Source organism: Mucilaginibacter puniceus (assembly GCF_054783175.1).
Genome location: NZ_BAAGRB010000001.1, coordinates 220,732 through 246,158, shown reverse-complemented (window position 1 = coordinate 246,158; position 25,427 = coordinate 220,732). Strand labels below are relative to the sequence as shown.

Below are 25,427 nucleotides of genomic sequence, written 5' to 3'. Positions count from 1 at the left end.
CTACCTGAACTTGCTTGTATTGCTTTGAGATTTTTGCCTTCATAATATAAATATTATGTACAAATGTCCCAAAGCCTGGGCGCTAATGTTGGAACAGTACAAGCCAAATTATATCACCTGGTGTTCCAATTGATACTCAGCGACTTAAATACAGTTGATGCCATTTCGCAACCTGGTCCGCAGCAATATCTTCGTTTTTGCCCTTGCTTCGGAAATAATGGGTCTTTATCAGTAGTTGCGCGATGATGTAATAGTAGCGGACTTTCGGAGAAAATTCGTGTTCGTCAGGAGGAAATTCGCCTAATAGAAATTGATACATCTGACCTACGAAACCTACTACAAACTGATCACGTGGATTTTGAAACTCAGATTTTTGATTGGGGTTATAGCTAACTTGTCCATTATTTATTTCTTTAACAACGTGCGATTTTACAAGGTCGTTTTCAACTTCCTCTTTAAAATGATCGTGATAGTATTTTAACGCATCTGTAACAATTTTTAAGGGAAGTGTATCGTTCAGTGAAATCTGCTTATCCGCAATTGAAACTGTGACCTCACTGATCCCTTCGCCCGAACTGATCCGCTCAATAAGGAATTTATAATCTTCAAATTTTGCTGATATCTCAGACCGGTTAAGCAAACCTCTTGATACCTGATCCATGACCAACCAGATAACCTGTGAGAGACATTTTACAATATAGACCAATTCAAATTTTCTTTTCTCCAGGCCAAACCTGATCATTATAAAACCGGCTATACCGCCTGATTCTTCGTCTATATTTTCCTCCATGGGCAAATTCAAAAAATCCTTATCGAAGTACTTCTCTAAAATGCTCCGGTCAATGGTGAGTGAAGGGTTTTTTTCCCGAGGACTGAATTGGTTTCTTTTCAACCAATTACGGAGATGTTTAATACGCACATCAACCTGTTCATCCATTCCACCGGCGGCGAAGCCTGAAAATGAGAGGAATTTGTCAATGAAACGCAGGTTTTCATTGGACACCTTTCCGGTTTTAGGGACTTTCTGTAAATATTTAAACATTTCAAGCACCGCACCCGCATACCGCTCTCTAAATTTTAATTCCTGAACATCGTCATTATAAATGCCTTGAAAACGCTCAAGCATAAATCGCCAGTTTTTCACCTCAGAATTATTGAGTTTATCTTTGTAAGAGCGGATTATATCTCCCATAAGAAACCGATCGGAGATTTTGAATTGTTTATGATGGTAGGCGAATTGGATATGAGCAGGAAGTTTTAAATCATGATTACTCAAAGCTTCATTATCCTCCCGAGTGCTTAATGAAAAAATCGCTGTTAAGTCATTAATATTACGCTTGATAACGTTAATATTTTTCTTTAAGGACTTTTCATTGGCGTAAAAAACATATTCGAGAAATAGTTCCTGACCATTTGATATAACCTCTAAAAACAGATCCCGAAAGGGCAGCAATTTGGCTTCATTGATGAAGTTCATTATTTGTTCATAATGAGAACGTCTCATCAATAGCCGGAAATAACGGGTATCGATGGTTGTGGAAATGGATGGATGCCGTGGTTCAAAAGTCCCCGCAAAAAAGGTGTTGAGAGCCGCTTTTTCAAAATTACGATGCCTGATCATTTCGTCCCGATAGATCATTTCTAAGGGGAAATGGTGCAGCTTCACCTCCATAAAGTCTGGGTGCTTCCGTGCAGATTCAACTGAATCCATCTCATATCGCATGATATCAAAACATGGCAAAAAGCGCTCTTTTTCACAATCAAAATATTGAAAAACATAGCAATGCTCCCAAAACTTAAACTCAGGTGAATCCCAGTCAATTTCAGTCTGAGGTAAAATCATATTACCTATTTGATCCCGTTGAAATGCTCTTTTCATTTTTAATGTTACTCTGCGTTACATCTGTTATTATTGTTTAAGAATACTCACATCATTTAAATTACTAACTTCCGACATGAGCCTTTTTACTGATGATACAGACTTAATTGACAAAATACAGAAAATTATTGGCCGCTACCCGAACATTGCTGCTATGATGAAAAAGAAGGATTGGCCGAGATGGAAAGCCATTGTCTCAACAGCCGGAGGATTTCAGGCATACTGGGATACGCCGGAACGAAAATTAAACATGCTGATCGCTGCCGTTATGATTTACTCCAACGATGTAAGTACGAATGATTTTATGCAGCATGGCGTAGGGCTTTTTGAAAAGCTAAACAAATGGCTTGGCTGTTTTCCTTTCCTTGTCCGAGATCCTTCCTTTATGGGGAAGATCAAGGATTTGGATGGAGTTAGCTTTCTTTCCTGTATGACCGAGCTTAGTTTAGCAGCCTACCTGGCGGAAAAAGGTTATACAATTCAGTTCGAAAAAAAATTTCTTCAACACGGCAAAGTAAATAAGAATGATGTTGATGTTTCAGCGACAGACAGCAACGGCAATACCTTGAACTTTGACGTTTACATGCCTAATTATAGTTCTGAACTCACCGAGTTTTTTGACGGGCATGGACAAGATCATCACTTTACTTACAAGGTAACTGAGAAGCTGAAAGGGAAATTTGGAAATAATGGATTTTCAGGTTTGTCCGGTAAAACCTTACTGGCCGTTAATTACTCTTTTTGTGATGACGTTTATGCCAGGTCCGTACTACCATTAATGGATAATTTTTCAACTTTTAAAGGGCTGCAAGTTTCACTTCCCGATGGAGTGGACGGCATCATGTATTTCGCTGATAATTTTAATCGCGGAACTTCTTTATATCTGGATACAGTTATTTATGCCGGCGAACCCGTGAGCAAAAGTTAATTAGCTCTCAGGGGTCTGTATAAAAGCAACTTCCCAAAGATCAAAGTAGCCATCTCCATTTTCACCTACAAAGCGACGCCCTCCTGCGTATTCGGCGACCCTTAATTCTCTTGTTGTTAGCGTTAACTCCGTGCCAAGCACGGCTGTAAAATGTGTAGCGAGGAGTTCCTGCAGCAAAGCCTCCTTATTTTCAAAAAAACTTATAGGGATATTATTGGTCAGCAGAACCTTAAAACACTTAAAAAGCTGTTCTGAAACTTCCAGTGGCTGCCACGGCTGTAACTCATTCTGCTGATTCAGAGCGCTTTCGTCTAATTCATGCATTTCATAAGCCCATCCGTTGAGAGCACCCTGACTTACGTACTGCATACTCATAAAATAGTTCAAAGGTTCAGCGTCTTTGTCTTCCGAAAAATCGATCGGAGTAATACGGGAGATCCTCGATAGCAAAAGTTCACAAAGAATAGCTATAGTGTGGCCTGTATTCGTAGCGAGGAATTCCAATTTACCGTTTTTAAAGAAGGATGGATATGGCTCTCCATTGAGTTTAACTATACATGATTCCCCACAGACCATTAGATCGGGAATGCTGTACGGGCCATAACCCTGCTGTAGGGTTTTGGTAGATAGGAAGTTGTAGAATTTTTCCCGGAATGATGCCTCATTTTTGAATCCTTCATAGCCGAAAACAATCCTTAAAGGGCTGTTGTATTGAGTTAGCCAACCATGAAATATCGCCTCATTCTGAAGTGATAAGTTTTCGTGATCCTCATAATTTTGAAGTGCTTTTCCTGTCAGTTGGGCGAACATTCGCCTAAAATGTTGCCAGTCAGGTGCATCTAAACCCGTCAGGTCATTATATATTTCCCTGATTCCTTTGAGATGGTCATAAGAGTCGGTCAGTTCGGCGGTATAAAAGTTTTTTTTGACTTCTATAATTGCCAGCACCTGATCAACTGGATAGGCATACTTATTGTTTGTTCCGGGAATGTAATGTCCTTCACCATACACCAACATACAATCAATTTGCCCGGAAGTCCGGTATTTACCTGATTCCTTTTTAACGGAATTGTAAATATTGCCTGATACGATACGCAAATCTATATCCGATGGAAATGCACCCTTAAGACCTTTAACCAGCGCATTTTCATATTGATCACCAATATCCGGCCTGTGGGTGATATCAAATCCGAAGTCCTTGTAAGATTGAAGTTCATGATCCAGTATTTCTCTGATAAGTTGGCTGGTGCTACTGATGGTCATAGAGATAAATTTTTCCAAATATAGTCTTGCGTCTCGTTAAGTTAACGGCACGCTATCACTTATTTTGGACCAGAACAAGCCGTCATTAGGATTCGAGTTCGTCAGATCCAATTCAAAGATTCCTTTGAAACGATAATAGGTGTATCCTAAAATATCCTGATCCTTAAAAAAAGTTATCCGGCGATGGGGATGAGTTAAAACACCGTTTGCATGTGTGCCCGGGATTTTTTCATTATTGGCCTTTTCGGTGATGGTATTTCCATCAGTACTAATCCGATTGAGCCAGTTTTTATTTCCCATTGTAGGCCACCAAATGATCGTATTGTCCATTGCTGGATATGGCGCGGCCCCTTTTCTTAAAAAACCCATTTTGGGCACTCTTACCTTAAAAAGTTCGCAAATCTGCTCAATGGTTTCCAACGCCACATCGTCCGACGCATTTAAACTTTCGTGACGTTGATAAAACGCTGCTTTATATTCAAACTCGGGTCGCCATGGTTTAAATGTTTGGTGCTCGACCTGCTGCAAAGCAGCTGTATTTACTGCCTCGATAACGTTGTCGATCTGACGGTGAATTTCGGTTATATCCTTTGTACAATCTACCGTCATCACCTGGTGTCCTGATGAGGCGATGATATTCTGCTCGCGGATCGCGTCGCTCCAAATTTTATCTTCGTTGTGATAATGCCCCGGCTCGTTAACCTCTACATGAATATTAAATTGCGGGAAATACAGATCGGTTAGTGAATATTGGCCGCTGCTATGCTTTACATATTGTTGCGGCACGATCTTGATATCTTCGTTATTGAGCAGATGCCAAATGCGGCTGATTACGTAAGTTTCCAATCCCTTGGCACTCATTTTTTTAAAAAGCCTGCTTATATATTCTAACTTTCGATCCATTGAGTTAAAGATCGTCTAATTTTCGGCGTTCATTTTCAGGAAAATCGACATATTTAGAAAGGTCTTTTACCATCTTTCTGGCGAACACCGCACCTTCCGCACTACTTGTCATGATATCATCGTCGCCCAGGTCCGTATGCTCGCCGTAAATCGCTTTTTTCAATTCTTGGCGATGGTTTAGCTCGTCCAGCTTGTTGCCCATCTTTTTAACAAGCGTATAGTCCGGAGTGCCGTTTTGTAACAGGTCGGGAAAGTTTTTAAATGGAGCGAGTTTTACATTAATGACCTTTTGCATCACCTCACCCCATTGCAGAACTTCGCTAAGTGAGTATACGGGGTTATTCCGGTGCTGCATATCCAGCACCAAAGCCAGAAACATTTCAGGGCTTCCATTCCATGATGGTTTCAGCTTAAAAGCGCGCATGATGAAAGACAGGAAACTCATAGTATCATCTGTTAGCTATGAGCAAATATCATAAATAATTCTGACTAAAGTTTACCGCTCTCCTTCGGGAATGATCACCTGCTTTACAGCGTCGGCTGTCAAATGATGCATCGGGCAAACTAATCTTCCATTTCTCTCCAGCATTTCGGTACCAAAATGCGGGCAACGTTTGCCTTTGCACGAGCGCCCGACGAAAGACTGATACCAGGCATGGTAATTTATCAGGTTCTCCGAGCCGGCTTCCGGAGGTTCGGTTGAAAACAATAAGCCCGTATTTTGGCGTTCTAAAAGCAACCGGCGTTTTACAAGTTTAAGGAAGTTGTAACTGCCGTTGTTATGGGTAACAATTACCGTTAACGTATGGCCGTCACTTACCTTGAACCAATGTCGCATTCTGGGGTGAATCTCGAAGCGGCCATCAATGTGATAGTGTTCATGTGGGAAACCAAATTGAGGATCGGCATGCAAATGGTCAAACACCGGTATATAAAACAGTAAGCCGTCACCCTTCCACCTTAGTTCGGCACAGGTCACCTCATACGTTTTACCGATTTCATATTGCATAGTCCAAACTACGAAATATTATTTAACGTGCGCCCGGAGTTTTTCGCCGATCACCTGCAGGTCCATGGTGGTGTAATACAGTGCGCCTAAGGGCTGATAATCGCCACTTTTTTCTTGGGCGATATATCCTTTGAAGCAACCGCCCGCCGTGATCATAAAACATGGCCCTGTCTCGCCCGGCATCGCTTTTTTATCCAATTGAAGTTCGGTTGGCTGGCCGTCAATCAGGCACTGAATGTTTATCCTATCCATATGTTAAAAATTTAATGAGCTCATCAGTATATCAGGAAATTACCGGGTTAGGTAAAATGGGAAGTTTAGCAAATTTCAAAACCTCCAGGCTGGCAAAGCCAAATTCTGCCACGACCTTACCCAATATGAGGTAACAGCCCGCTCCCCGGAAGGGATACATGGGTGTGTTATTAGGAAAATGTACAGTATCAAAAGCGTTGCCTTCAACGTCAAGAAAGTTACCGAACCACATTCGTTGGCTGTTTTTGGTGTGCACTGTTTTCTCGCAAACGTAAAGGCCGACCATTCTTACAACTTGTCCAATATGATTAATGAGATCATTCGCGCCTATTTCACCCCGATAGTCAGTTTGCAGTAATTCAAACATGGTCATGCTTAGCGGAAAACCAAGCAACTCCAGTTCATGGTAAGCATTTTCCAGTCTGGTATTGACCAGGACGGGTAAGGAATAATTTTTTGTTTCCAGCTGGAACAATTCTGCATCATTGTTAGGTTTAGCTTTTGCACCCATTAATAAGTGAACAGCCCACAATAATTCTTTTTTGCTTTTGCCGGTAAAGCGCAAGGCGCCGACACGAATGAGAATGATGACCTGCTCTAAACCGATAGCTGTCCTTTTGATGAAATCTTCCAGGTTTTGGTAAGGCCCGTTCGTTTTGCGTTCTTCGGGGATCAGTTCAATATACACGCCGTTTAAACCATGAATGCCAATGAAGCCTAAGTAAACTTCAACTCCGCTGATATTTACAGCTCTGTCGCTGTTATTGACGCAGGGTAAGTGTACGATACCGCCGGCACTTTGTAGTTCCTGAACATAAACGAGCCGATTACCCTGATAGAAGCCGCCATAGTTATTTAATACAGCGACCATAAATTCCCGTGGGAAATAAGTTTTTAAGTACAGGCTTTGATAGCTTTCTACTGCAAAGCTGGCCGAATGTGCTTTGGAAAAACTATACCCGGCAAAAGAACTGACCTGACGCCAAACTTCGGCAGCGATATCGTCCGGCCTTTCCAGTCTTTTGGAGCCAGTGAAAAAACTTTGCTTGATCCGGTTCATTTCCTGTTCCGAACGCCATTTGCCACTCATGCCCCGACGCAGAATGTCGGCATCAGTGCCATCCATACCCGCAAAGTGAATGCAGATCTTGATCACATCTTCCTGGTAAACCATCACGCCATAAGTTTCCTCCAACTGCTCTTTCATGACGGGATGTAGGTACTTTACGTCTTTAGGGTTATGGTGCCGTTTGATGTATTCGCCCATCATACCGGAACTGGCAACGCCCGGACGAATTATAGAACTGGCAGCAACCAGCACAAGGTAACTATCGCAGCCGAGTTTGCGGTTTAGCTGTATCATAGCGGGAGATTCGATATAAAAACAGCCTTTGGTATTTCCGACCCTCAGATTGGCGTTTATCGCCGGGTCTTTCATAAACGTTTTAACCTGGTGAATATCGATCTTGCGTTGCTGATTTTCTTCTATTAATTGCACCGCTACTTTTATATGACCGATCCCCCGCTGGCTAAGGATGTCATATTTATCAAAACCGATATTTTCAGCTTCGTACATATCCCATTGCACGGTAGCCATACCTTTTGGCGGCAGGTCGAGTGCCGTATAATACGTGATCGGCTCCTCGGTAATTAAGACACCACCGGCATGGATTGAACGCTGGTTGGGCATATTGGCCATGCGTTCGTGGATCGCGACGATTTTGCGAAATGTATCGTTATTTTGGTTAATTGCTGCGCGGGTCTGATCGGTAAACCCGTCGATCTCCGCTTTCGGCAAACCCATTACTTTGCCGATCTCACGGATAATGCTACGGTCTTTAAAAGTTGACATGGTGCCTAAAAGCGCGGTATGCTGACTGCCATAACGTTTAAAAATATAATCCTGCACATCTTCACGTTCATCCCAGGAATAATCAATATCAAAATCCGGCGGCGATGTGCGCTGCGCGTTGAGGAACCGTTCAAAATATAAATTCAGCTCTATAGGGTCTACATCTGTGATCTTCAGGCAGTAGGCCACGATGCTGTTGGCACCTGAGCCCCTGCCAACATGGTAGTACCCTTGTGAATTGGAATAACGGATAATATCCCAGGTGATCAGGAAATAGGCGCAAAAGTCCAGTTCGTATATAACCTTTAATTCGTGCCTTATCCTTTTCTGCGCCTCTTTATTTGACTTGCCGTAGCGATATTCCATGCCGCTGAGGGCCAGTTTTTCCAGCAGCTCCCGGTCATTCTTTTTGTTGCCGGTAAAAGTACGGCGGTTAAGGTTTACTCGGCCTTTAGGATAATCCATCACGCAGCGGTTCATCAGATTCCGCGTATTATCCAAGATGAAGGCGTAGCGGGAAAATTTCGCTTCCAGCTGACCTGGCGGCAGGAACATATCACTGGGACGGCATTTGTCAGATGCAGTGACTTCGGTTAATACAACATTCAAATCTATCCCCCTTAGATATTCGTGCAGGCGGTACTCGATCTTGTCAGCCACAACAACTGGCTGAAGGGCCAGTAACTTCGACTTAAAGGTTGACAGGTCAACATTAAACAAGCTGTTCAGCTGGTCATAGCGAATGCCGAGGTATTCGTTATCTGATAAAGTTTTTTCATTGGGGAAAGGGTAAACGATAAATGCGTTTTTAAAAGGCGGTGCCTCATCCGGCAAGGGCTTCTTTTGCAAATTATGTTCCGATAAGAAATCATTCAGTTCCTTCATACCCTCCTTGTTCTGCGCGATGCCGAAGTATAGTAACTGTTTATCCCTTCTGAATTCCAGTCCGGCGATCGGCTTGACCTGTTTGGCCTCGCATTCCCGCATAAACTCCATGATCCCCGTAGAGTTGTTGATATCCGTCAGTACCATTTGCGTAACACCGTAACCCACCGCTTCCTCGACCAATGCCGGGATCGACATGGTGCCGTAGCGTAGGCTGTATTGCGAGTGCACGTTAATGTACATGAGAGAAATTTTAAAGATTAAGATTGATGCCGGATGCAAGTTTGATGGAGTCTGGGCCGAATCGCCGCCGGATCTTATCCATCGCCTGGCAAAGACTGTATTGCTCTTCTGAAGCGGTATACAGATCGATCTGCTCAAAGCCATTGACCAGATTAGACAAACGGACACCGACGAGGCGGATCAGCAACCTTTTTTGATAGGCGGCTTTAAATAATTCTTTTGTCTTTTTGATAAGCGGTCCATCCAATGCCGTGTAAGGTATGGTCGCTTGTTTGGTGACATCCTCACGTGTAGAATATCGCACCGTCACCGTTACGCAGGCGGTTTGCTTTTTCTTTTGGCGCAGTTCAAAAGCCAGTTCCATGACCATAGAAACTAAGAGGTCATTGATCGCCGTGAGGTCTATGCTGTCATTTTTGAAAGTGCTCTGCGTACCAATAGACTTTTGTTCCTGATAGGGAATGATGGGCGATTCGTCGATACCTTTTGCTTTCTGTAATAGCCAGATCCCATTTTTACCCAGGATACTATTCATGTATTCCGGGTGCACCTGTGAAAGTTCATAGATGCGTTTGATACCCATATCACTCAGCTTAATGAATGTTTTTTCACCTAATCCGGGAATTTTGCGGATAGATAAAGGATTCAAAAACGGCTGAACCACAGCTTTTTCTATATTCAATTCGCCGTTAGGCTTGCATTCATTGGTCGCCATTTTGGAAACCGTCTTATTTACAGACAGGCCGAAAGAAATGGGCAATGCCGTTTCTTTCATGACTTTGGCCCGTAACTCTTTCGCATATTTCAATGTACCGAAATGACGATCCATACCGGTCATATCGATGTAATGCTCATCAATACTCGCTTTTTCAATAAGCGGCACGTTGTCTTTTAAAATTTCGGTGATCTCATGCGATGCTTTGGAATATTCATCCATGTTGCCCCTGATCCAGATCCCATGCGGGCAGAGCATACGCGCCATACGGGCGGGCATGGCAGAATGGATACCGAACTTTCTTGCTTCATAACTGCACGACGCTACCACTCCACGGTCGGAAAGGCTACCGATAATGACCGGTTTACCTACTAACTGTGGATTTTTCCGGACCTCTACGGATACGAAAAACGCATCCTGGTCCATGTGGATGATCTGGCGGTCGGTGCTCATATGTATGCTTTGATTCGATATAAAATGTTTAAAGTTCAACCATATTAAAATTTGCTTTCTTTTGTTCGGAAAGCGGACAACAAAACTAATACTAAAAATATTAGCATTTTGTTTATATTTGAAAATATTTTTTAAGACTGGGCTAAATGGCTGATAGCTTGTTTTATAATCCTTTCCTGCGCATCAAGGACGATACCCTGAAAAAATTACTGGGTACAGGCAAGCGCTATGTGGTGATCCAGCGGTTTCAATGGCCTGGTCAGCCTCCCCAAAAGACCTTTCTTTTGTCAGCCTATGCTAATGAACCGGAAGCGCGCTTTCATGAACAGCAATTGCGACCTAACGAAGGTAAATTGCAAGACCTGCTGGATCTGAACCAGTATCAGGCGATCAGCAAGCTTTTGAAAAATGAATCGGGCCTGACGGTCTTCTACAATGGCACGATAGATGCGAAGCATGAGAAAAGGTTGCAGAAGGCCTTTGTGAAGAACGTTTCTGCTTATATTCACTATATCAGGATGAAAAAAGAAGATCATTATGATGTACGTATATTTGCAGAGTACGGCCGGTTGAAAGCTGAGATCACATCGGGTGAAAATAGCCATACCGCATTATTTTACGATATGATCAAATAGTATGTGCAGGGATATCAGTTTCCATTCAGAAATACAGATCGTAACTCAGGATTTCAAAGGGATTCAGTTGGCCCCCAATCCCGCGCACTATCCAACGGACATGGTTCATGTGACCTGCGAGATATTGCCGACCTACCCCATCGTGGTTAACCGGAAAGCGCTGGCCCTGGCGAATATGGGCTGGGGGGTGATCAACACGTGGATCGATGATCCTCGCGAACGCCAGTCGCAGCGTTCCAATATGGTTAATGCACGCTCGGAAAGAATTGTCGGCGACAAAAAATCGTATTGGTACCGCATAAGGCAGAATCGCTGTTTGATCCCGACGACGGGTATTTACGAGCACCGCGAAGTGGCGGGCTTCAGAAATAAAATCCCCTATCATATCAGCCTGGAAGGCCGCAAACAATTTTACGTACCCGCCCTATACCAGGTCAGTCAGGAGGTAGATCAATATACCGGCGATCTGTACAATATCGCCACCTTCACCATGATCACGCGGGGCGCGAATGAAAAAATGAGATGGATACACAATTCCGGCGATAATAAGCACCGGATGCCATTGTTTCTTACCCCGGAAATGGAACAGGCGTGGGTATTGGATGACCTTGGCGATGATGATATGGAGGAGTTTTTTCATTTCGAAATTCCATCTGACGCTATAGCGCATCATCCGGTTTATTCCATTCGCAGCCGTAAACCAAAGCCGGAAGGTATTGTGCCGAACGCCTACTACGATTGGGGCAAAAAATTGCCGATATATGGACAGGAACAGCCGCCAGAAGAACAAACAAGCCTTTTTTGATAGAGCTTAGTCAATTTTATTAATTTCAACAATTTTAAAAGAGTGATCATCAAGCTTTATATAGTATTTTTGAGGCATGCTAAACATTGAAGGATCAAGCGGATATTTCGCGTTCGGGTGATGGTACAACATCATTTTGGGAAGTGCGTTGCTATATGGTGAAAGCTGTTGTATCAAAAGCACGCCCGAAACCGAAGTGTTGATGAGTTGCTGCTTTCCAACGAAAAACGCCATTCCGCGGCCGCGCTTTATTGGTAATTTATCCTGAAAAGGCGCACCATCAAATAGCGCTAAATCCATATCCAAATCATCAAGGTACATATCTTCACTAAGCAATGCGATAATATAAGGCTGATCCAGCTTATATCTTGCGGGACGCTTGTCATTTAATGCGGTTAATACATTCAGGTGCGGCGTTACAACTTGTGCGGGATGCTGCATAAAACCAATACCCCGTTTAACCTCTGGCGATGCGGGTAAAAGGCTAATCTGAATTTTCCATCCCGCATCATCTATTATCAATACAGATTGCCTTTGTTTGTCTTTTATAAACTCACGTATGAAATGACGGATTTTTTTGAGGGAAGGGGTTTTGTCAGAACAAACCAGCCAGGATATGTTGATGAAGTGCTGTTGCTTATCAATATTTTTAAAGGAATCTAATATTACAAATTGTAGTGTATCAATACTATCAGTAGTACCTGAATTGCTGGAGCGGGTGCATTCTATATATATCGATTGTTGTTTGCCTTCGATTTTGAAATCAGGTGTTGGCGCTTGAGCACGATCGATATTTCTAATTGGGAATTTGTGGCTTTTGAAATAATTAAATATAAACAACTCCAATAAGGCAGCGCTGTGTTGTTTATTGATTTTTGACCGGAACCGTCTCAGGAATTCCGCATTTAGCGTAAAACCTTCCGCCCAGGAAAGAATTTTTTGTCTGCCGTTTTCGGCTTCGGGTACAGCAGATGTATTCAGGAAAGCATAATGCTGAACCTGAAAATTGTCTCGGTTGGTGTCGGCCCGTTTAAAATCATCGAAAAGCGTTGTAGCAGCCACGGTATTATAGGATTATTATGATATAAAATTAACGTATTTTGTAATCATATTACTTAGCGATACTGATACCTAAAGCCCATTAGTTGGAGGTTATAATTTTGGAAGAAAAAATATTATATGATTACCGTTATGAAGACTCGGTTGCGACCAGCGAATATCAGATCGTCTTGCCTAAAGCCGCTCCTACACCAACCAATACAGATCTTTTTATAAAGTTATATGAGTTACTTGTAGATGTGTTCGAGGCGCATCAGATCAATGTTAGCGCCTATTATTTGTCGCCCGTATTAAGGCACCAGTATGAAAGCTGCAAATATTCCAAATTTGCATTTGTTACAGGCTTTGCTACGGCTTACAGGCAGCTTTTGAAAAATGGTCAGCTACGCATTATTGAAGTAAATCAATATATCGACCATTGGCTGAATCTACACGAGCGTAATTCTGTAATTTATGAAGGAACCGTTAGGGTGGCAGCGGTAGCTGATGAAGAAACAGCGCGGCGCATGGATGTGCCCGTGGGCACGCCTTACACGTATATCCCTGAACCCAAAAGCCCAAAGGAAGCATTTCAGCGGCTGAAATTTCTGATGGCCCAACAAATGGCGGAACATTATATTTCAGAGTTTGAGCGCTTGCATGCCGAGCCGACTGCTGAAGTGTTTTTCAGCGAGATCTCCCAGCTTGATAAATTTATTGCATCTATTGACCACGATCAAATGGAATCTGCCTTTAAATGCGAGGATAGCGATTGGAAACATGAATATCTGCGGATCACCATGGGTTATTACGATACTCACTTTGCTAATATGGCAATGGGTAGCACGGTCTCACAGGTTTATGGAAAATATTTCCATTATAAAAGATGGCTGGAAAACAAGATGCGTGAATCTTTTGTGCCAAAAGCGAACGGACTGCCGTCCCTCGATTTAGGCCAATTCAATGATAGTTCGCTGATCAGCCGTGAGCTATTTGAAAAGCTTTTCAAGCGTAGCCGTCTGTCAGATTTTTTCAGGGTGCCTGCACCCCGACACAAAGGGCGTTTCTGGTATGACATCAATGATAAAGATACTGACAAACCTGAGAAAGTTGTAAGGGTAAGTGAGATCAGCATCGCGCAAACCAGGCGTGCAACCGAAGCTGATTTCCCACAGATATTAAAAAGAATCAGCGCTGGGCATGACCCGGAAAGTGGGGGATACAGCTATTTTCTCAATGATGTATATGAGCATGTGGCACAAATGAAGGCGTTTCATCAAGACTTGCATCAAAGTCATGAAAGAGCTGCGGATCATTATCAGCTATTAAATCTTGCTGATCATTTTGTGGAATGGCTGAAGCAAAACGGCGGCAAAATTCCGGTGCTGCCTCCAACCAGGAAACAAGGAAAGCCCAAGCGCCCTTCCCAAATTGTGATTGCATTGTTGTATTTATATAAGCGCGAGGTCATTGTTACCAGAACCAACGCAGACGAAATTGGCAAAGCCTATGGCCATAATACTGGTGGGAAAATATATAACTTTTTCTCACGGTATAGCACGCGGAATAAATTGGTAGGTGCTGAACTTACTGATACAATTAACTATAATAAGCTGAAAAATTTCGAGCAGGTAATAGTCCTTTTACAGGATTTCCCGGATGCATTATCGCGCGCTAAAACAGATATGGCCGAATTCAAGAGAAATGCTGGGTTCGATTAAAAATCGTAACCAGTTATAACCAGTTACGCGTCGTTGCATATTGAACTTTTGTGTTATTAATTAACACAAAGTATGAAAAAGTTCAATCGCCGGATATTCCCCGCTATTTTAAAAACAATTGTACAGCTAACCACACTACTGAAAGCTTTAAGTAAGTTGATCGATTATATGCATAAGTTATAACGATATCTTATCGATTCTCCGAGGTATGTTATGGGGGGCTCTGCTTAATCATCACCCTTATCCTCTTAAACAATCAGTTCTGCGGTAATACTATGTGACCGCAAACTTCAGTCAGTAAGCTGCTTGGCGGAATGTCAATCGCCAGAGCGATTTTCCAAAGTTCTTCTGCTGTTAATTTCGTGGAAGTATTATTCGTTAACTGTGTTAAACGAGCTTTACTTATCCCAGTCCGTCTGGCAATTTCCGCTTTGTTAACAGACTTTTTGGTTAAGTACAAGCCTAATTCTGTCATTAATTCTATTTTTCTTTACAGTTATTTAGAATTAATGTACGGGTGTTTAGATTTTGTAAATAATAATTTTAAATTTGGATAGAGTTTGAATACAATTGTTTAGAAATTCTATACTATTGCATGATTGAGGACGGTTTAGAAGTCGTTATTCGGTAAAATCATAAATGTTTGTTAGCTACTGCCGGCAGAAAGTCTTTTGGCGAAAGCCCGAAATGATCAGCGAGTTTATCTATATGTGTGAGATTGTATTTTGCTCTGCTTTTATTGCTCTCAATGTTATTAATAAAAGAGCGGCTTACACCAATAATGGTAGCAATATCATCCTGAGTAAGATTTTTTTCATTACGCAAATCCGTCACGTATTTAATTACGTGCTGTTCAATTGCTGATATTTTAAGTTCTAAAGACATCAGCAATAAAAGAATACAAAATAATTGCACATTATGACATGCATGTGTGTCATAAATAATTAACTTAGTATAATTGTAGAACGATAATTACATTATTTTTGCAGTCTTAAAAAGAACGTTTTAGGACTGCTAAGAGCCTCGCACCCGAATCTGGTAAATTTGATCGCGACGGTAAGTGTAGTTCCGTCCCCTATATCAATAGGGCCGGAGCTCGCTTATGTCATATGATCACCTCGAAAGAGGCGGCTTACCAGAGCCAGGGTATATGACAGGGCGGCTTCGGCCATATTAGCTCTCTCCCGAAGCCGAGGCTCGCATTATAATAAATGTTGGCAGATGGCTGGTCATAAAAACCTTTCGGACGATGAATTACTGAAGCTGCTCAAAGCCTCAGACCATGCCGCCTTTAATGAAATTTATCATCGCTATTTTCGACTCCTGTACATTCATGCCTACAAAAAAATTGATGATGAAGACTTAGCTAAAGACGTTGTACAGGATATTTTTACTTCATTATGGTCGAAGCGAGAATTAGACTTTCAAATTAATAACCTTCCAGCTTACTTTATTGGCGCGGTCCGAAACAAAATATTTGACCTTCACGCACATCAAAAAGTGAAACAAGATCATTTAGCGAGTTTACAAGCATTCCTGGAAGCTAAGCCGGTAATCTCTACTGATCATCATATTCGCGAAGTACAATTGCAAGCCTATATCGATCAGCAGATTAGGCAATTACCTTCGAAAATGCGCGTCATTTTCGAAATGAATCGAAAAGAAGATTTATCCTACAAGGAAATCGCAGAACGCCTCGAAACATCTGAGAATAATGTCTCCAAACAAGTTAACAACGCCCTGCGTATTCTTCGCACCAAAATGGGGTTACTGTTTTTTATGTTGTTTTAACCTCGGCGGTAACAATATTTAAAAATATTACTTTTTTTCTTCCGATTTCCTTATGCCACCCTACGAAGTGTTTTAAAGGGTTAAGCCGCCATGGATAAAGAGGAATTAAAAACATTATTTACCAAATATAATGATGGTACCGCTACGGAAAATGAACGGGCTGTGCTTGAAGCCTGGTACCTCCAGCATAACGAGTCGGTGAAACCTGGTCTCTCATCGCATCATATCGAAGCGGCAAAGAATGAACTATTCCGCCGGCTGCCAGGTAATCAAGGCGAATTTTTTAAGATCGGTGCAAGGATGGCTGCCGCCGCGGTGATCATAGGGATCCTCATTTCGGTAACGCTACTTTACGTCGTTAGCCGACAGCCTGCCAAGCCAGTCCAAATCGCTCATGACCTGCCACCGGGCTCAAACAAAGCAACCCTGACACTGGCTTCCGGAAAACAAATCAATCTTACGGATGCCCATAACGGCTTGCTACTAAAACAAGCTGGTATTCAGGTCACCAAAAATGGCTCGGGACGGATCTCCTTTAGATTCCCTAATACTTCAGGAAAAGATCATTCACAAAATACAGTATCAACCCCGAAAGGCGGTCAATGGGAGGTTCGGTTAGGCGATGGTTCACAAGTCTGGCTGAATGCAGCCTCCTCGATCACCTTTCCGACCTCCTTCGCCAATTCAGAAAACAGGATCGTTACGCTAACCGGCGAGGCATATTTCGAGGTTGCCAAAGACAAAGCACATCCTTTTATTGTAATCTCCGGTCAGCAAAGGGTGGAAGTATTGGGAACACACTTTAATATTAATAGTTATGAGGACGAGCCAAACATTGTAACTACTCTTCTTGAAGGTAGCGTCAAAGTCAGCCAATTGGGAAAAAAGAATACCCATATATTATTTCCCGGTCAACAGTCCCTTGCATCAGCTGCGGGTATAAACATTAAAACCGTTGATACCGATGAAGCAGTTGCTTGGAAAGAAGGTTACTTTCAGTTCGATGATGAGCCGATCAACAGTGTGATGCGTAAGCTTTCCCGTTGGTACGATGTTGACGTCCGCTACTCCGATACTGTTAGCACTGAAGGTATTTATGGCAGAGTCTCTCGTAATAAAAATATCAGCCAAGTGATCAAAGCACTTGAGGCTACAAAAACTGTCCATTTCAGGTTGGAGGGAAGGAGGGTCTCGGTAATGAAATAAATGATCAGTAATAGTTAATTAAAGCCAGGGTGCCGGTTACTGCCGGTACCCCTGACTTATATAGGCGATCAATAATTTTAAACTATTAACCCACACGGCTGCCCGCATCTGGAAAATGAATGCAGCCGGTTAAACCCATGTATTACAAATGTATAAGTTTTACTCAAAAAGTAAGACGCGTATTCCCCTGCGCGTCAAATTATCTGTGCGCCGACTCGTAAGTTTGAGCGCGTTAATCATATTAATTCTCTTTTCATTCTCCCTATCTGCACAGTCGCAATCAATAACGCTAAAAGAAATAAATGTTCCCCTAAAAAAGGTGTTTCAAGACATTGGAAAGCAAACAGGATTTGAGTTCTTAGCTTCAGATGCCGTACTGCATACATCCCAACCTGTTACAATTAGCGTTAAGGATCAATTGATAAGTGCTGTTTTGGAAACTATTTTTAAGACACAACCGCTACAGTATGAAATACGTGATAAGATCATAGTTGTTACAAAAAAAGAAAGCCTACAGACCTCTCCGCGAAAAGATCAAAAAACTAATACGGTACTTAAAGGAAAAATAATTGATACAATAGGAAATCCTTTACCTGGTGCAACCATAACTAATATTTCCAGAAATTTTAGCACAATTACTTCAAATAGTGGAGAATTTGAAATTGAAGGTAGACCGGGCGATGAAATCTCAATATCCTTTATTGGCTTTCTCCCCTATAATTTTCAGTTGAATGATAAGCAAGATTATTTAACAATTGTATTAAAAACAGGAACCTCGACCTTAAATGAAGTTAGTGTTGTATCAACAGGCTATCAAACAATACCCAAAGAAAGGATAACCGGTTCTTTCGCACAGCCATTGAAAAATGAATATGAAAATCGAGTAGCACCTGATGTTATATCTAAATTAAATGGCATTACCAGTGGTTTGGTGTTTAATGCGAATACCCTTACTACCCAGAGCGGTAAACTTGATATTAACATAAGAGGCCGCAGTACAATTTTTGCGAATGATCAGCCTTTAGTGGTCGTTGATAATTTCCCGTATAGTGGCGATATCAATAATATAAATCCCAATGATGTTGAAAGTATAAGTGTTTTAAAGGACGCTGCTGCTGCGAGTATTTGGGGAGTAAGAGCGGGAAATGGTGTAATTGTGATCACAACTCGCAAAGGAAAAAACAATCAGGCTTTAAAAATAGAGTTTAATGCAAACCTTACTGTATTTAATAAACCGGATTTAAATTATAATCCGAATCAATTAGACGCTTCAAGTTACATAAGCCTTGAACAATTTCTCTTCAGCAAAGGCTTTTACGATGCAAGTCTTACAAATACCTCAAGCTATCCGGTTATATCTCCTGTAGTAAGCCTGTTAGCGGCAAATCGGGCAGGTACGCTGTCTGCCAACGATCTTAATGCCCAATTAAACGTCCTACGAAATATAAATGTTAAAGATCAATTAAATAAATACTTCTATCAGAAAGCTACTAATCAGCAATATGCCATAAATCTTTCCGGTGGATCTAATAAGGCTAATTACTATTTCTCTTCGGGATATGATCATGATTTATCCAGTGTAAAAGACAATAGTAATCAACGATTTACTCTAAATAGTCAGAATACTTTTCATGTCACTTCAAAATTAGAAGTGAATGCTGGAATTAATTACATAAGAACCAACAATCAATTTGATAACACTCTCACTCAAACAGCAAGACGTGTTTTCCCTTATTCCCAAATTGCCGATAACAACGGAAATTCTTTGCCAATTCCCTACAACTACAACCAATCATTTATCCAAAATGCAATACCATCCGGATTTTTAGATTGGTCATATTACCCACTTAAGGAATTAGGCGCAACGGATAACACAACAAACATATCGGATACCAGAATAACTGCTGGACTAAAATATAATTTAATTCCAGGGTTAAGTGCAGAGGTCAAATATCAATATGAAAACACCCTAAGCGATAATCGAATCTATCAAAGTCAAGACACTTATGCGACAAGGGATTATATAAATACTTTCTCAATTGTCAATAATGGGGTAGTGACCGGATATAACGTGCCTTTAGGAGGAATTTTAAATCTTTCCAGAGGTAATACTACATCAAATAACGTACGCGGCCAATTCAATTATAATAATCACTGGTCGGACAACGATTTGGTAGCAATACTTGGCTATGAACTTTCCCAAACAACAGGTCAAAGCAACCAATCAATTCTCTATGGCTACAATGACGATCTTGCCACTTTTTCAAATATCGATGCAATAGACTCATTTAATACTTATCCATCTGGCAGCCAAAGCATAAATAGTGGGTTAGGTGTCCAATCAACAACCATCAGGGTTCGTTCATCCTTTGCAAATATCGCTTACAACTATAAAGACCGTTACACGATATCAGGTAGTGCGCGTATTGATGGAACCAACTATTTCGGCGTTTCAACCAATAAAAAAAACCTGCCATTATGGTCTGCTGGTTTTAAATGGGACATTTCCAGAGAGGCATTTTATAAATTAGATTGGCTACCCTCTTTAGCTTTAAGAACAAGTTATGGCTACAACGGAAATCTCATTCAATCCATAACCGGTATTACAACATTTCAATATTACAGCAATGCAACATACACCAATTACAATTATGCGCTGATCTCAAATATTGGTAATCCTGATTTACGTTGGGAAAAAACTGGAATTGCGAATATCGGATTAGATTTCGGAACAAAAAACGGTGTTATAACAGGTAGCCTTGAATATTATTTTAAAAGGGAAAGTGATTTATTAGGCTTTAAAAACTTCCCGGAAAATTCTGGTATTACACAACTGGAGGGCAATTTCTCAAACATGAAAGGAAGTGGATACGATCTTTCCATTACCACCCAAAACATCAAAGGGAGACTAAAATGGAACACCACATTCCTATTAAGTCATGCTACAGATAAAGTAACATCATATGATGTTAAACCTTACAGTTATCAGTTAGCCGGCGCTGGTACGGGCGCTCCAAACATTAACAGGCCGGTATTTGGTGTTTATGCCTATAAATGGGGTGGTTTAGATCCGGCCACAGGCAACCCAATAGGGTCTATAAAAGGCTCTGCAAGTCAGGATTATTCAGCAATTACGATTAATACTCCGGTAGAAGATCTTATTTATGAGGGCCCAGCACGTCCTACTTATTTTGGCGGATTAAATAATAGTTTCAGTTTCAGAAATTTTAAATTAACCTTTCAGGTCAACTATAAACTTGGCTACTATTTTATGGCACCTGCGTTGAATTATTCAACGATAATCACCTCAGGTGCGTACTTACGGGTTAACAATCAATTCAATGACCGATGGCAGGTTCCCGGCGATGAAAAAAGAACAAATGTGCCGTCGTTAATTTATCCATTTTCCTCTTCCCGGGATCAATTCTATAAATACTCGGAAGTTAATGTAGAAAGCGGTGACCACATCCGTCTTCAAGATATCACGCTTAGTTACGATTTTACCAAATCAGCCTTTCATAGCCTTCCCTTTGCTTCACTGCAATTATCTATTTACGCGAATAATGTTGGCATTATTTGGCGAAAGAACAATAGAGGTCTTGACCCTGATGCTGTGCCATCTACTGACAACACCACGATGCCAATACCACGATCTATATCCATCGGCCTAAAGGGTAATTTTTAGTGAATGGCTTAAAAATGATTGACGATTTAAATTGAATAGTACAAATGAAAAATAAAATAACTCAAATAATTGTAATGGTGATGGTGATTTGCAGCATCTCGTTGCTTTCGGCATGCAAAAAAGACTGGTTAAACGCGAAGCCAGATAAAGCACTTGTTGTGCCTTCAAAAATTGCGGATTTCCAGGCAATCTTAGATAACACCAAAGGCGCAACTAACCCCATGAACATCGATGTCCCAAGTCTAAGTATGGTAGGTGATGGCGATTACTATATAACGGATGCTACCTTTAATTCTCTCGGTATCGGCACTGAACAAAGCGCCTATTTATGGGGACCGACTGAAAATTTCTATGCCGGCCATGCTTCTGGTGACTGGGTTTCAGCTTATGGACGGGTTCTAAATACAAACGTCGTTTTGGATGGCCTCGCGACGATCAAAGCGGATCAATCCTCACAATCTGCCTACAATAATGTTAAAGGATCAGCCTTGTTTTTCCGCTGTAACGACTATTTCAGTTTATCTCAGCAGTATTGTAAAGCCTATTCGCCTTCTACTTCTGGAACTGATTTGGGTTTGCCCTTACGATTGTCATCGAATGTAAATCTTAATGTACAACGCTCTACCGTTCAACAAACCTATGATCAAATAATTAATGATCTTTTACAAGCCAGTCATCTGTTACCAGCCACTACAACTTATCCAACAAGGCCAACAAAAGCGGCTGCGTTTGGCTTGTTAGCAAGGGTTTATCTGACCCAGGAAAATTACCCCAAAGCTTTTTTATATGCAGACTCATGCTTGCAAATAAACAGTAATTTGTTGGACTATAACAAGGTTTCGACAACCTCGCCATTCCCTTTATCTTATTTTAACATAGAGGTGGTTTTTCATACACAATTGGCAGGCTACCTATCTTTTAATCCGCCGAATTTAATTGTTGATCCTGGGCTTTATCAATTATACGATAGCAATGATTTGCGTCAAAAAATTTTCTTTAAAAGTCAAGCAGGCATAATTACAAATAAGACAAGTTATATAGGGAGCGCATTTCAACCGTTCGGAGGAATTGCCACAGATGAAATGTATTTAATTCGTTCAGAGTGCAATGCAAGAGCCGGCCAAACTACAGCAGCTCTTAACGATTTAAATTACCTGCTAAAGAACAGATATAAAAGTGGAACCTTTAATGGGCTGACAGCAGCAAATGCTGATGTTGCCCTTGCATTGATTTTGAATGAAAGGAGAAAGGAGCTGTGTTACCGGAATATTCGGTGGTCAGACCTTCGCAGGCTCAATAGAGATCCACGCTTTCAAGTCACATTAACCCGGACCATCAATAACTTAACCTATACGCTGGCTCCTAACTCTCCAAGATATGTTCTACCAATTGATCCGATTGAAATTGAAAGAGCAGCCTTCCAACAAAACCCCAGATAGTGGTATACTATTAATATTAAAACACTTAAAGTTCAATACATGAAAAAATTATATAAACTTTCAATTCTTATTTTGATCGTATGTTCAGGCAATAAAATGTTGGCTCAAAATAAAAGTGAAGTTATTACTTACATAACGGGACAAATTGAAAAAAGTAATAATACAGATTCTGTAGTACTATGGTTGAATGGACCATTTACAATTTACAACGGGCCCTCTGAAAATAATGTTTCTAAAATTCTGACTGAAAAGCCTGATCAAAAAGGTGTATTTAAATTTAAGATACGAACAGAGAACTCTCCTTTTCACTTTACTTTATTTAAATCTAATAAACGATCAAATTCTGGAAATTTAGTTAGCGCTGGAGATGTAAGAAATTATCTAATAGAGCCCGGTGATAGTGTTAATATAAAATTTGATGGCGACAGGCAATTATATTCTGGACGAGGTACAAAACTTTTCGAGGCACAATTACAAATTTCCGAGGTAGATCCGGGTGATAAACAGTTAATGAGCAGTGCCCACAATTATTTTAACATAAATACCAAAAAGTGGCTCGCTCAAAAAGATTCATTGTTAGATGCTCAGCTTAAGGTCTTGTATCCATATAAAACAGATATGTCTCCCATGGCATATGGAATTATAAGGGCAGATATAATCGGTAAAAATAGAACATTTTTATACAGAAGAATTAGTTTTGCTGGACCATTTTTTGTTTCTGGCGAGCCTCTTAAAAAAGATATTCAAGACCTTTTAATCGAACTTGATAAACGACCTCCTTATGTAGACCAATCAGATAGATCGGCACTCACACCTGAATACATATTATATTTATACTATAAAATCAGGACAGCGGTTAAGTACCAACGGATAATAAACCATGTTGACCCCTTCATCAATGAAAATTATTTCGATGCAATTAATTCAAATTATACAGGATTGTTAAGAGATAAGTTACTAACTTATTGGCTCATTTCGATTTCTTCATTTAATCATTTAGATGAAAGTTATATTTCACACGCGCTTTCAGTGATGGAATCACCGAACTTTATCAAAATGGTGAATGATCTAAAAGAAACCTTTTCAAGTGGGCAGCCTGTCAACGATTTTGATTTTCAGAATACCAAGGGTCAAATAGTACGGCTATCAAATTTTCGAGGAAAAGTTATCGTAATAGATCTATGGTTTTCAGGTTGCGGTCCTTGTTTAGATGTGGCTAATGGATTAAGACAGGTCGAAAAAAAGTTTGAAAAGTTAAAAGATGTTGCATTTCTAAGCATTTCAAGCGATAAGGACAAATCACTTTGGCTAAAAAGCATTGATAAAAAGCAAAAAGAAAAATCCGCTTCCTACTTTATATCTGATCATACGAACTATTTGTTTACGAGTGGCACAGGACATAACAATTCGTTTATAAAAAAATACGTACCACAAGAAAGCTATCCATGTTTAATGCTAATCGACAAAAAAGGCAGGATATTCACTTCTACGCCATCACTACCGATAACTAATTTGGGAAGAGAAAAATTGATTATGGAAATAAATCAAGCTCTAACAGACTAATTGTAACTGTATTTATTTTAATATGCGCACGACAATTATTTTTGTCGTGCGCTTTTTATTTATTGACCATTGTATTGTTGATTAACAAGCCCTCTTGATGAGAGTGATGGTGATCCCGCGTCAGTCGGAGATTGATTGTTATGAGGCGTGTTGGAAGTTGTCCATGTTGCCTTACATTCTTTACCGGTAACGGAACTGCAACCTGCTGCAGTTGTGCCATCCCTAAAAATAAAGTTATCGGGGTCAGTGCTGGTTGGATCACCGCTAATGTTATAATACGACGCCGAAACGCTAACGATTTTACCGTTAGCATCTTTATTATATTTAACGGAACTGTTATTAGCAGTGGTAAATGCACTGAAGCCAATTGCTAATGCACCTACCATCAGGCCAAAAGCGATTTTTTTGAAATTTTTCATGATTCTATTTTTTTTAATAATTTATTATAGTTTAAAAGCCAAAGCGCAATAATGGCCAATATTATAAATGCAAGATTGAACCATATATGCTGCATCCAGCTCAATTTTTCGATTGCGCCGCCACAATGACAAGGAAGTTTTGGCTCCCAGATCATCGCACTGATAATGTAGACCGTGAACGCTGTCATCGTCACCACAAAAGAAACCAAACCTATCTTCACAGTATTGGGAATGATTAATAAAGTAGAGATCAGTATCTCAATTCCCGGCACGACGTAAGATATCGCCATCGCATAAGCACTAACCAAATGAACCCTTGTCAAACCTTTATAAAATCGGTCATGATCAGCTAATTTGGCATAAGCGGTATAAACAAAAAGGAAAAGGCATAGATATTTAATAATTGAAATGATCAATTCCTTTTTATTTGGAGTTAGGCGTGCGGTTGTGGTTAAGGTAATTAAACTCATGATCTATTGGCTTTGCTGTTATATAACTGGTAAAGTCCATTACCGGCAGGTGCTTGACCCGCTAAATCTTTTTGCCTTTTTCTGTGTCACAAATGTTCCTTTCTTTTTGTATTACCCAGGGGATGGTAAGGGGTTAATAATTGATTTACAATTCAAAGGAACAAGGAAAAGAAGTGGCTAAACAGGTATTAATAGGTTGTGCTTTTTAACTGCAGAATTGCGCAATTGTGTACCGGTAACGGAATGAGTTGAAGTAAAATATTAAGTTATGCC

General features: G+C 40.7%; 22 protein-coding genes. 9 read left to right on the top strand and 13 right to left on the bottom strand.

The features are described from left to right. Positions 1–136: 136 nt before the first annotated feature. The gene (locus tag ACYVJ6_RS01115; protein WP_460692206.1) at positions 137–1,879 is read right to left on the bottom strand and encodes a hypothetical protein; all 1,743 of its coding nucleotides are present in this window, start codon (positions 1,877–1,879) and stop codon (positions 137–139) included. Positions 1,880–1,955: 76 nt separating this feature from the next. On the opposite strand from ACYVJ6_RS01115, the gene ACYVJ6_RS01110 reads away from it, so the two are divergent. After that, positions 1,956–2,807, top strand: coding sequence for a hypothetical protein (locus ACYVJ6_RS01110; protein WP_460692205.1), 852 nt, complete (start codon positions 1,956–1,958; stop codon positions 2,805–2,807). On the opposite strand, the gene ACYVJ6_RS01105 is transcribed toward ACYVJ6_RS01110, so the two are convergent. Genes ACYVJ6_RS01105 through dinB form a run of 7 tightly spaced genes read right to left on the bottom strand, consistent with a single transcriptional unit; the run spans position 2,808 to position 10,382 of the window. Beyond that, entirely contained in the window at positions 2,808–4,088 is a 1,281-nt protein-coding gene (locus tag ACYVJ6_RS01105) for a DUF6602 domain-containing protein (protein ID WP_460692204.1), read from the bottom strand. It abuts the gene before it with no gap. 18 nt (positions 4,089–4,106) lie between these two features. After that, positions 4,107–4,973, bottom strand: coding sequence for an AbaSI family restriction endonuclease (locus ACYVJ6_RS01100; RefSeq protein ID WP_460692203.1), 867 nt, complete (start codon positions 4,971–4,973; stop codon positions 4,107–4,109). Between the two features lie 4 nt (positions 4,974–4,977). Next, positions 4,978–5,418: a hypothetical protein gene (locus ACYVJ6_RS01095; RefSeq protein ID WP_460692202.1), complete on the bottom strand. Its 441-nt coding sequence runs from the start codon at positions 5,416–5,418 to the stop codon at positions 4,978–4,980. Positions 5,419–5,469: 51 nt separating this feature from the next. Beyond that, on the bottom strand, positions 5,470–5,982 hold the full coding sequence (locus ACYVJ6_RS01090; protein WP_460692201.1) for a hypothetical protein: 513 nt from the start codon (positions 5,980–5,982) through the stop codon (positions 5,470–5,472). An 18-nt stretch (positions 5,983–6,000) separates the two neighbouring features. Next, entirely contained in the window at positions 6,001–6,234 is a 234-nt protein-coding gene (locus tag ACYVJ6_RS01085) for a hypothetical protein (protein ID WP_460692200.1), read from the bottom strand. Between the two features lie 31 nt (positions 6,235–6,265). Next, the gene (dnaE, locus tag ACYVJ6_RS01080; RefSeq protein ID WP_460692199.1) at positions 6,266–9,214 is read right to left on the bottom strand and encodes a DNA polymerase III subunit alpha; all 2,949 of its coding nucleotides are present in this window, start codon (positions 9,212–9,214) and stop codon (positions 6,266–6,268) included. 10 nt (positions 9,215–9,224) lie between these two features. Next, on the bottom strand, positions 9,225–10,382 hold the full coding sequence (gene dinB, locus ACYVJ6_RS01075; protein ID WP_460692198.1) for a DNA polymerase IV: 1,158 nt from the start codon (positions 10,380–10,382) through the stop codon (positions 9,225–9,227). A gap of 146 nt (positions 10,383–10,528) precedes the next feature. Between dinB and ACYVJ6_RS01070 the strand changes: the two genes are divergently transcribed. Then, positions 10,529–11,017, top strand: coding sequence for a hypothetical protein (locus ACYVJ6_RS01070; protein ID WP_166584121.1), 489 nt, complete (start codon positions 10,529–10,531; stop codon positions 11,015–11,017). A 1-nt stretch (position 11,018) separates the two neighbouring features. After that, complete coding sequence (locus ACYVJ6_RS01065; protein WP_460692197.1) at positions 11,019–11,822, top strand: SOS response-associated peptidase; 804 nt, start codon at positions 11,019–11,021, stop codon at positions 11,820–11,822. A gap of 6 nt (positions 11,823–11,828) precedes the next feature. Here the strand turns inward: ACYVJ6_RS01065 and ACYVJ6_RS01060 are convergent, their stop codons facing one another. Further along, positions 11,829–12,884 (bottom strand): hypothetical protein, encoded by a 1,056-nt coding sequence (locus ACYVJ6_RS01060; protein WP_460692196.1) that lies wholly within the window; start codon positions 12,882–12,884, stop codon positions 11,829–11,831. A 98-nt stretch (positions 12,885–12,982) separates the two neighbouring features. Here ACYVJ6_RS01060 and ACYVJ6_RS01055 point away from each other — a divergent pair, with 98 nt between their 5' ends. Continuing rightward, positions 12,983–14,581, top strand: coding sequence for a hypothetical protein (locus tag ACYVJ6_RS01055; protein WP_460692195.1), 1,599 nt, complete (start codon positions 12,983–12,985; stop codon positions 14,579–14,581). A 256-nt stretch (positions 14,582–14,837) separates the two neighbouring features. On the opposite strand, the gene ACYVJ6_RS01050 is transcribed toward ACYVJ6_RS01055, so the two are convergent. Both ACYVJ6_RS01050 and ACYVJ6_RS01045 read right to left on the bottom strand, forming a co-directional pair. Further along, complete coding sequence (locus ACYVJ6_RS01050) at positions 14,838–15,056, bottom strand: helix-turn-helix domain-containing protein (protein WP_460692194.1); 219 nt, start codon at positions 15,054–15,056, stop codon at positions 14,838–14,840. Between the two features lie 158 nt (positions 15,057–15,214). Beyond that, the gene (locus tag ACYVJ6_RS01045; protein WP_460692193.1) at positions 15,215–15,466 is read right to left on the bottom strand and encodes a helix-turn-helix domain-containing protein; all 252 of its coding nucleotides are present in this window, start codon (positions 15,464–15,466) and stop codon (positions 15,215–15,217) included. Positions 15,467–15,802: 336 nt separating this feature from the next. Between ACYVJ6_RS01045 and ACYVJ6_RS01040 the strand changes: the two genes are divergently transcribed. The 5 genes from ACYVJ6_RS01040 to ACYVJ6_RS01020 all read left to right on the top strand — a co-directional run bounded on the left by ACYVJ6_RS01040 (position 15,803) and on the right by ACYVJ6_RS01020 (position 24,265). Continuing rightward, positions 15,803–16,372 (top strand): RNA polymerase sigma-70 factor, encoded by a 570-nt coding sequence (locus ACYVJ6_RS01040; RefSeq protein WP_460692192.1) that lies wholly within the window; start codon positions 15,803–15,805, stop codon positions 16,370–16,372. A gap of 90 nt (positions 16,373–16,462) precedes the next feature. Then, entirely contained in the window at positions 16,463–17,578 is a 1,116-nt protein-coding gene (locus ACYVJ6_RS01035; RefSeq protein WP_460692191.1) for a FecR family protein, read from the top strand. A gap of 148 nt (positions 17,579–17,726) precedes the next feature. Next, a complete protein-coding gene (locus ACYVJ6_RS01030; RefSeq protein WP_460692190.1) occupies positions 17,727–21,263 on the top strand; it encodes a SusC/RagA family TonB-linked outer membrane protein in 3,537 nt (1,178 codons plus the stop codon). Positions 21,264–21,307: 44 nt separating this feature from the next. Then, positions 21,308–22,702, top strand: coding sequence for a RagB/SusD family nutrient uptake outer membrane protein (locus ACYVJ6_RS01025; RefSeq protein ID WP_460692189.1), 1,395 nt, complete (start codon positions 21,308–21,310; stop codon positions 22,700–22,702). Between the two features lie 39 nt (positions 22,703–22,741). Further along, positions 22,742–24,265: a TlpA family protein disulfide reductase gene (locus ACYVJ6_RS01020; protein ID WP_460692188.1), complete on the top strand. Its 1,524-nt coding sequence runs from the start codon at positions 22,742–22,744 to the stop codon at positions 24,263–24,265. Between the two features lie 59 nt (positions 24,266–24,324). Here ACYVJ6_RS01020 and ACYVJ6_RS01015 read toward each other — a convergent pair whose 3' ends face one another. Then, positions 24,325–24,684: a hypothetical protein gene (locus tag ACYVJ6_RS01015; RefSeq protein WP_460692187.1), complete on the bottom strand. Its 360-nt coding sequence runs from the start codon at positions 24,682–24,684 to the stop codon at positions 24,325–24,327. After that, positions 24,681–25,154, bottom strand: a complete 474-nt coding sequence (locus ACYVJ6_RS01010) for a MauE/DoxX family redox-associated membrane protein (protein WP_460692186.1) — start codon at positions 25,152–25,154, stop codon at positions 24,681–24,683. The genes ACYVJ6_RS01015 and ACYVJ6_RS01010 overlap by 4 nt, the downstream gene beginning before the upstream one ends. Positions 25,155–25,427 lie beyond the last annotated feature (273 nt).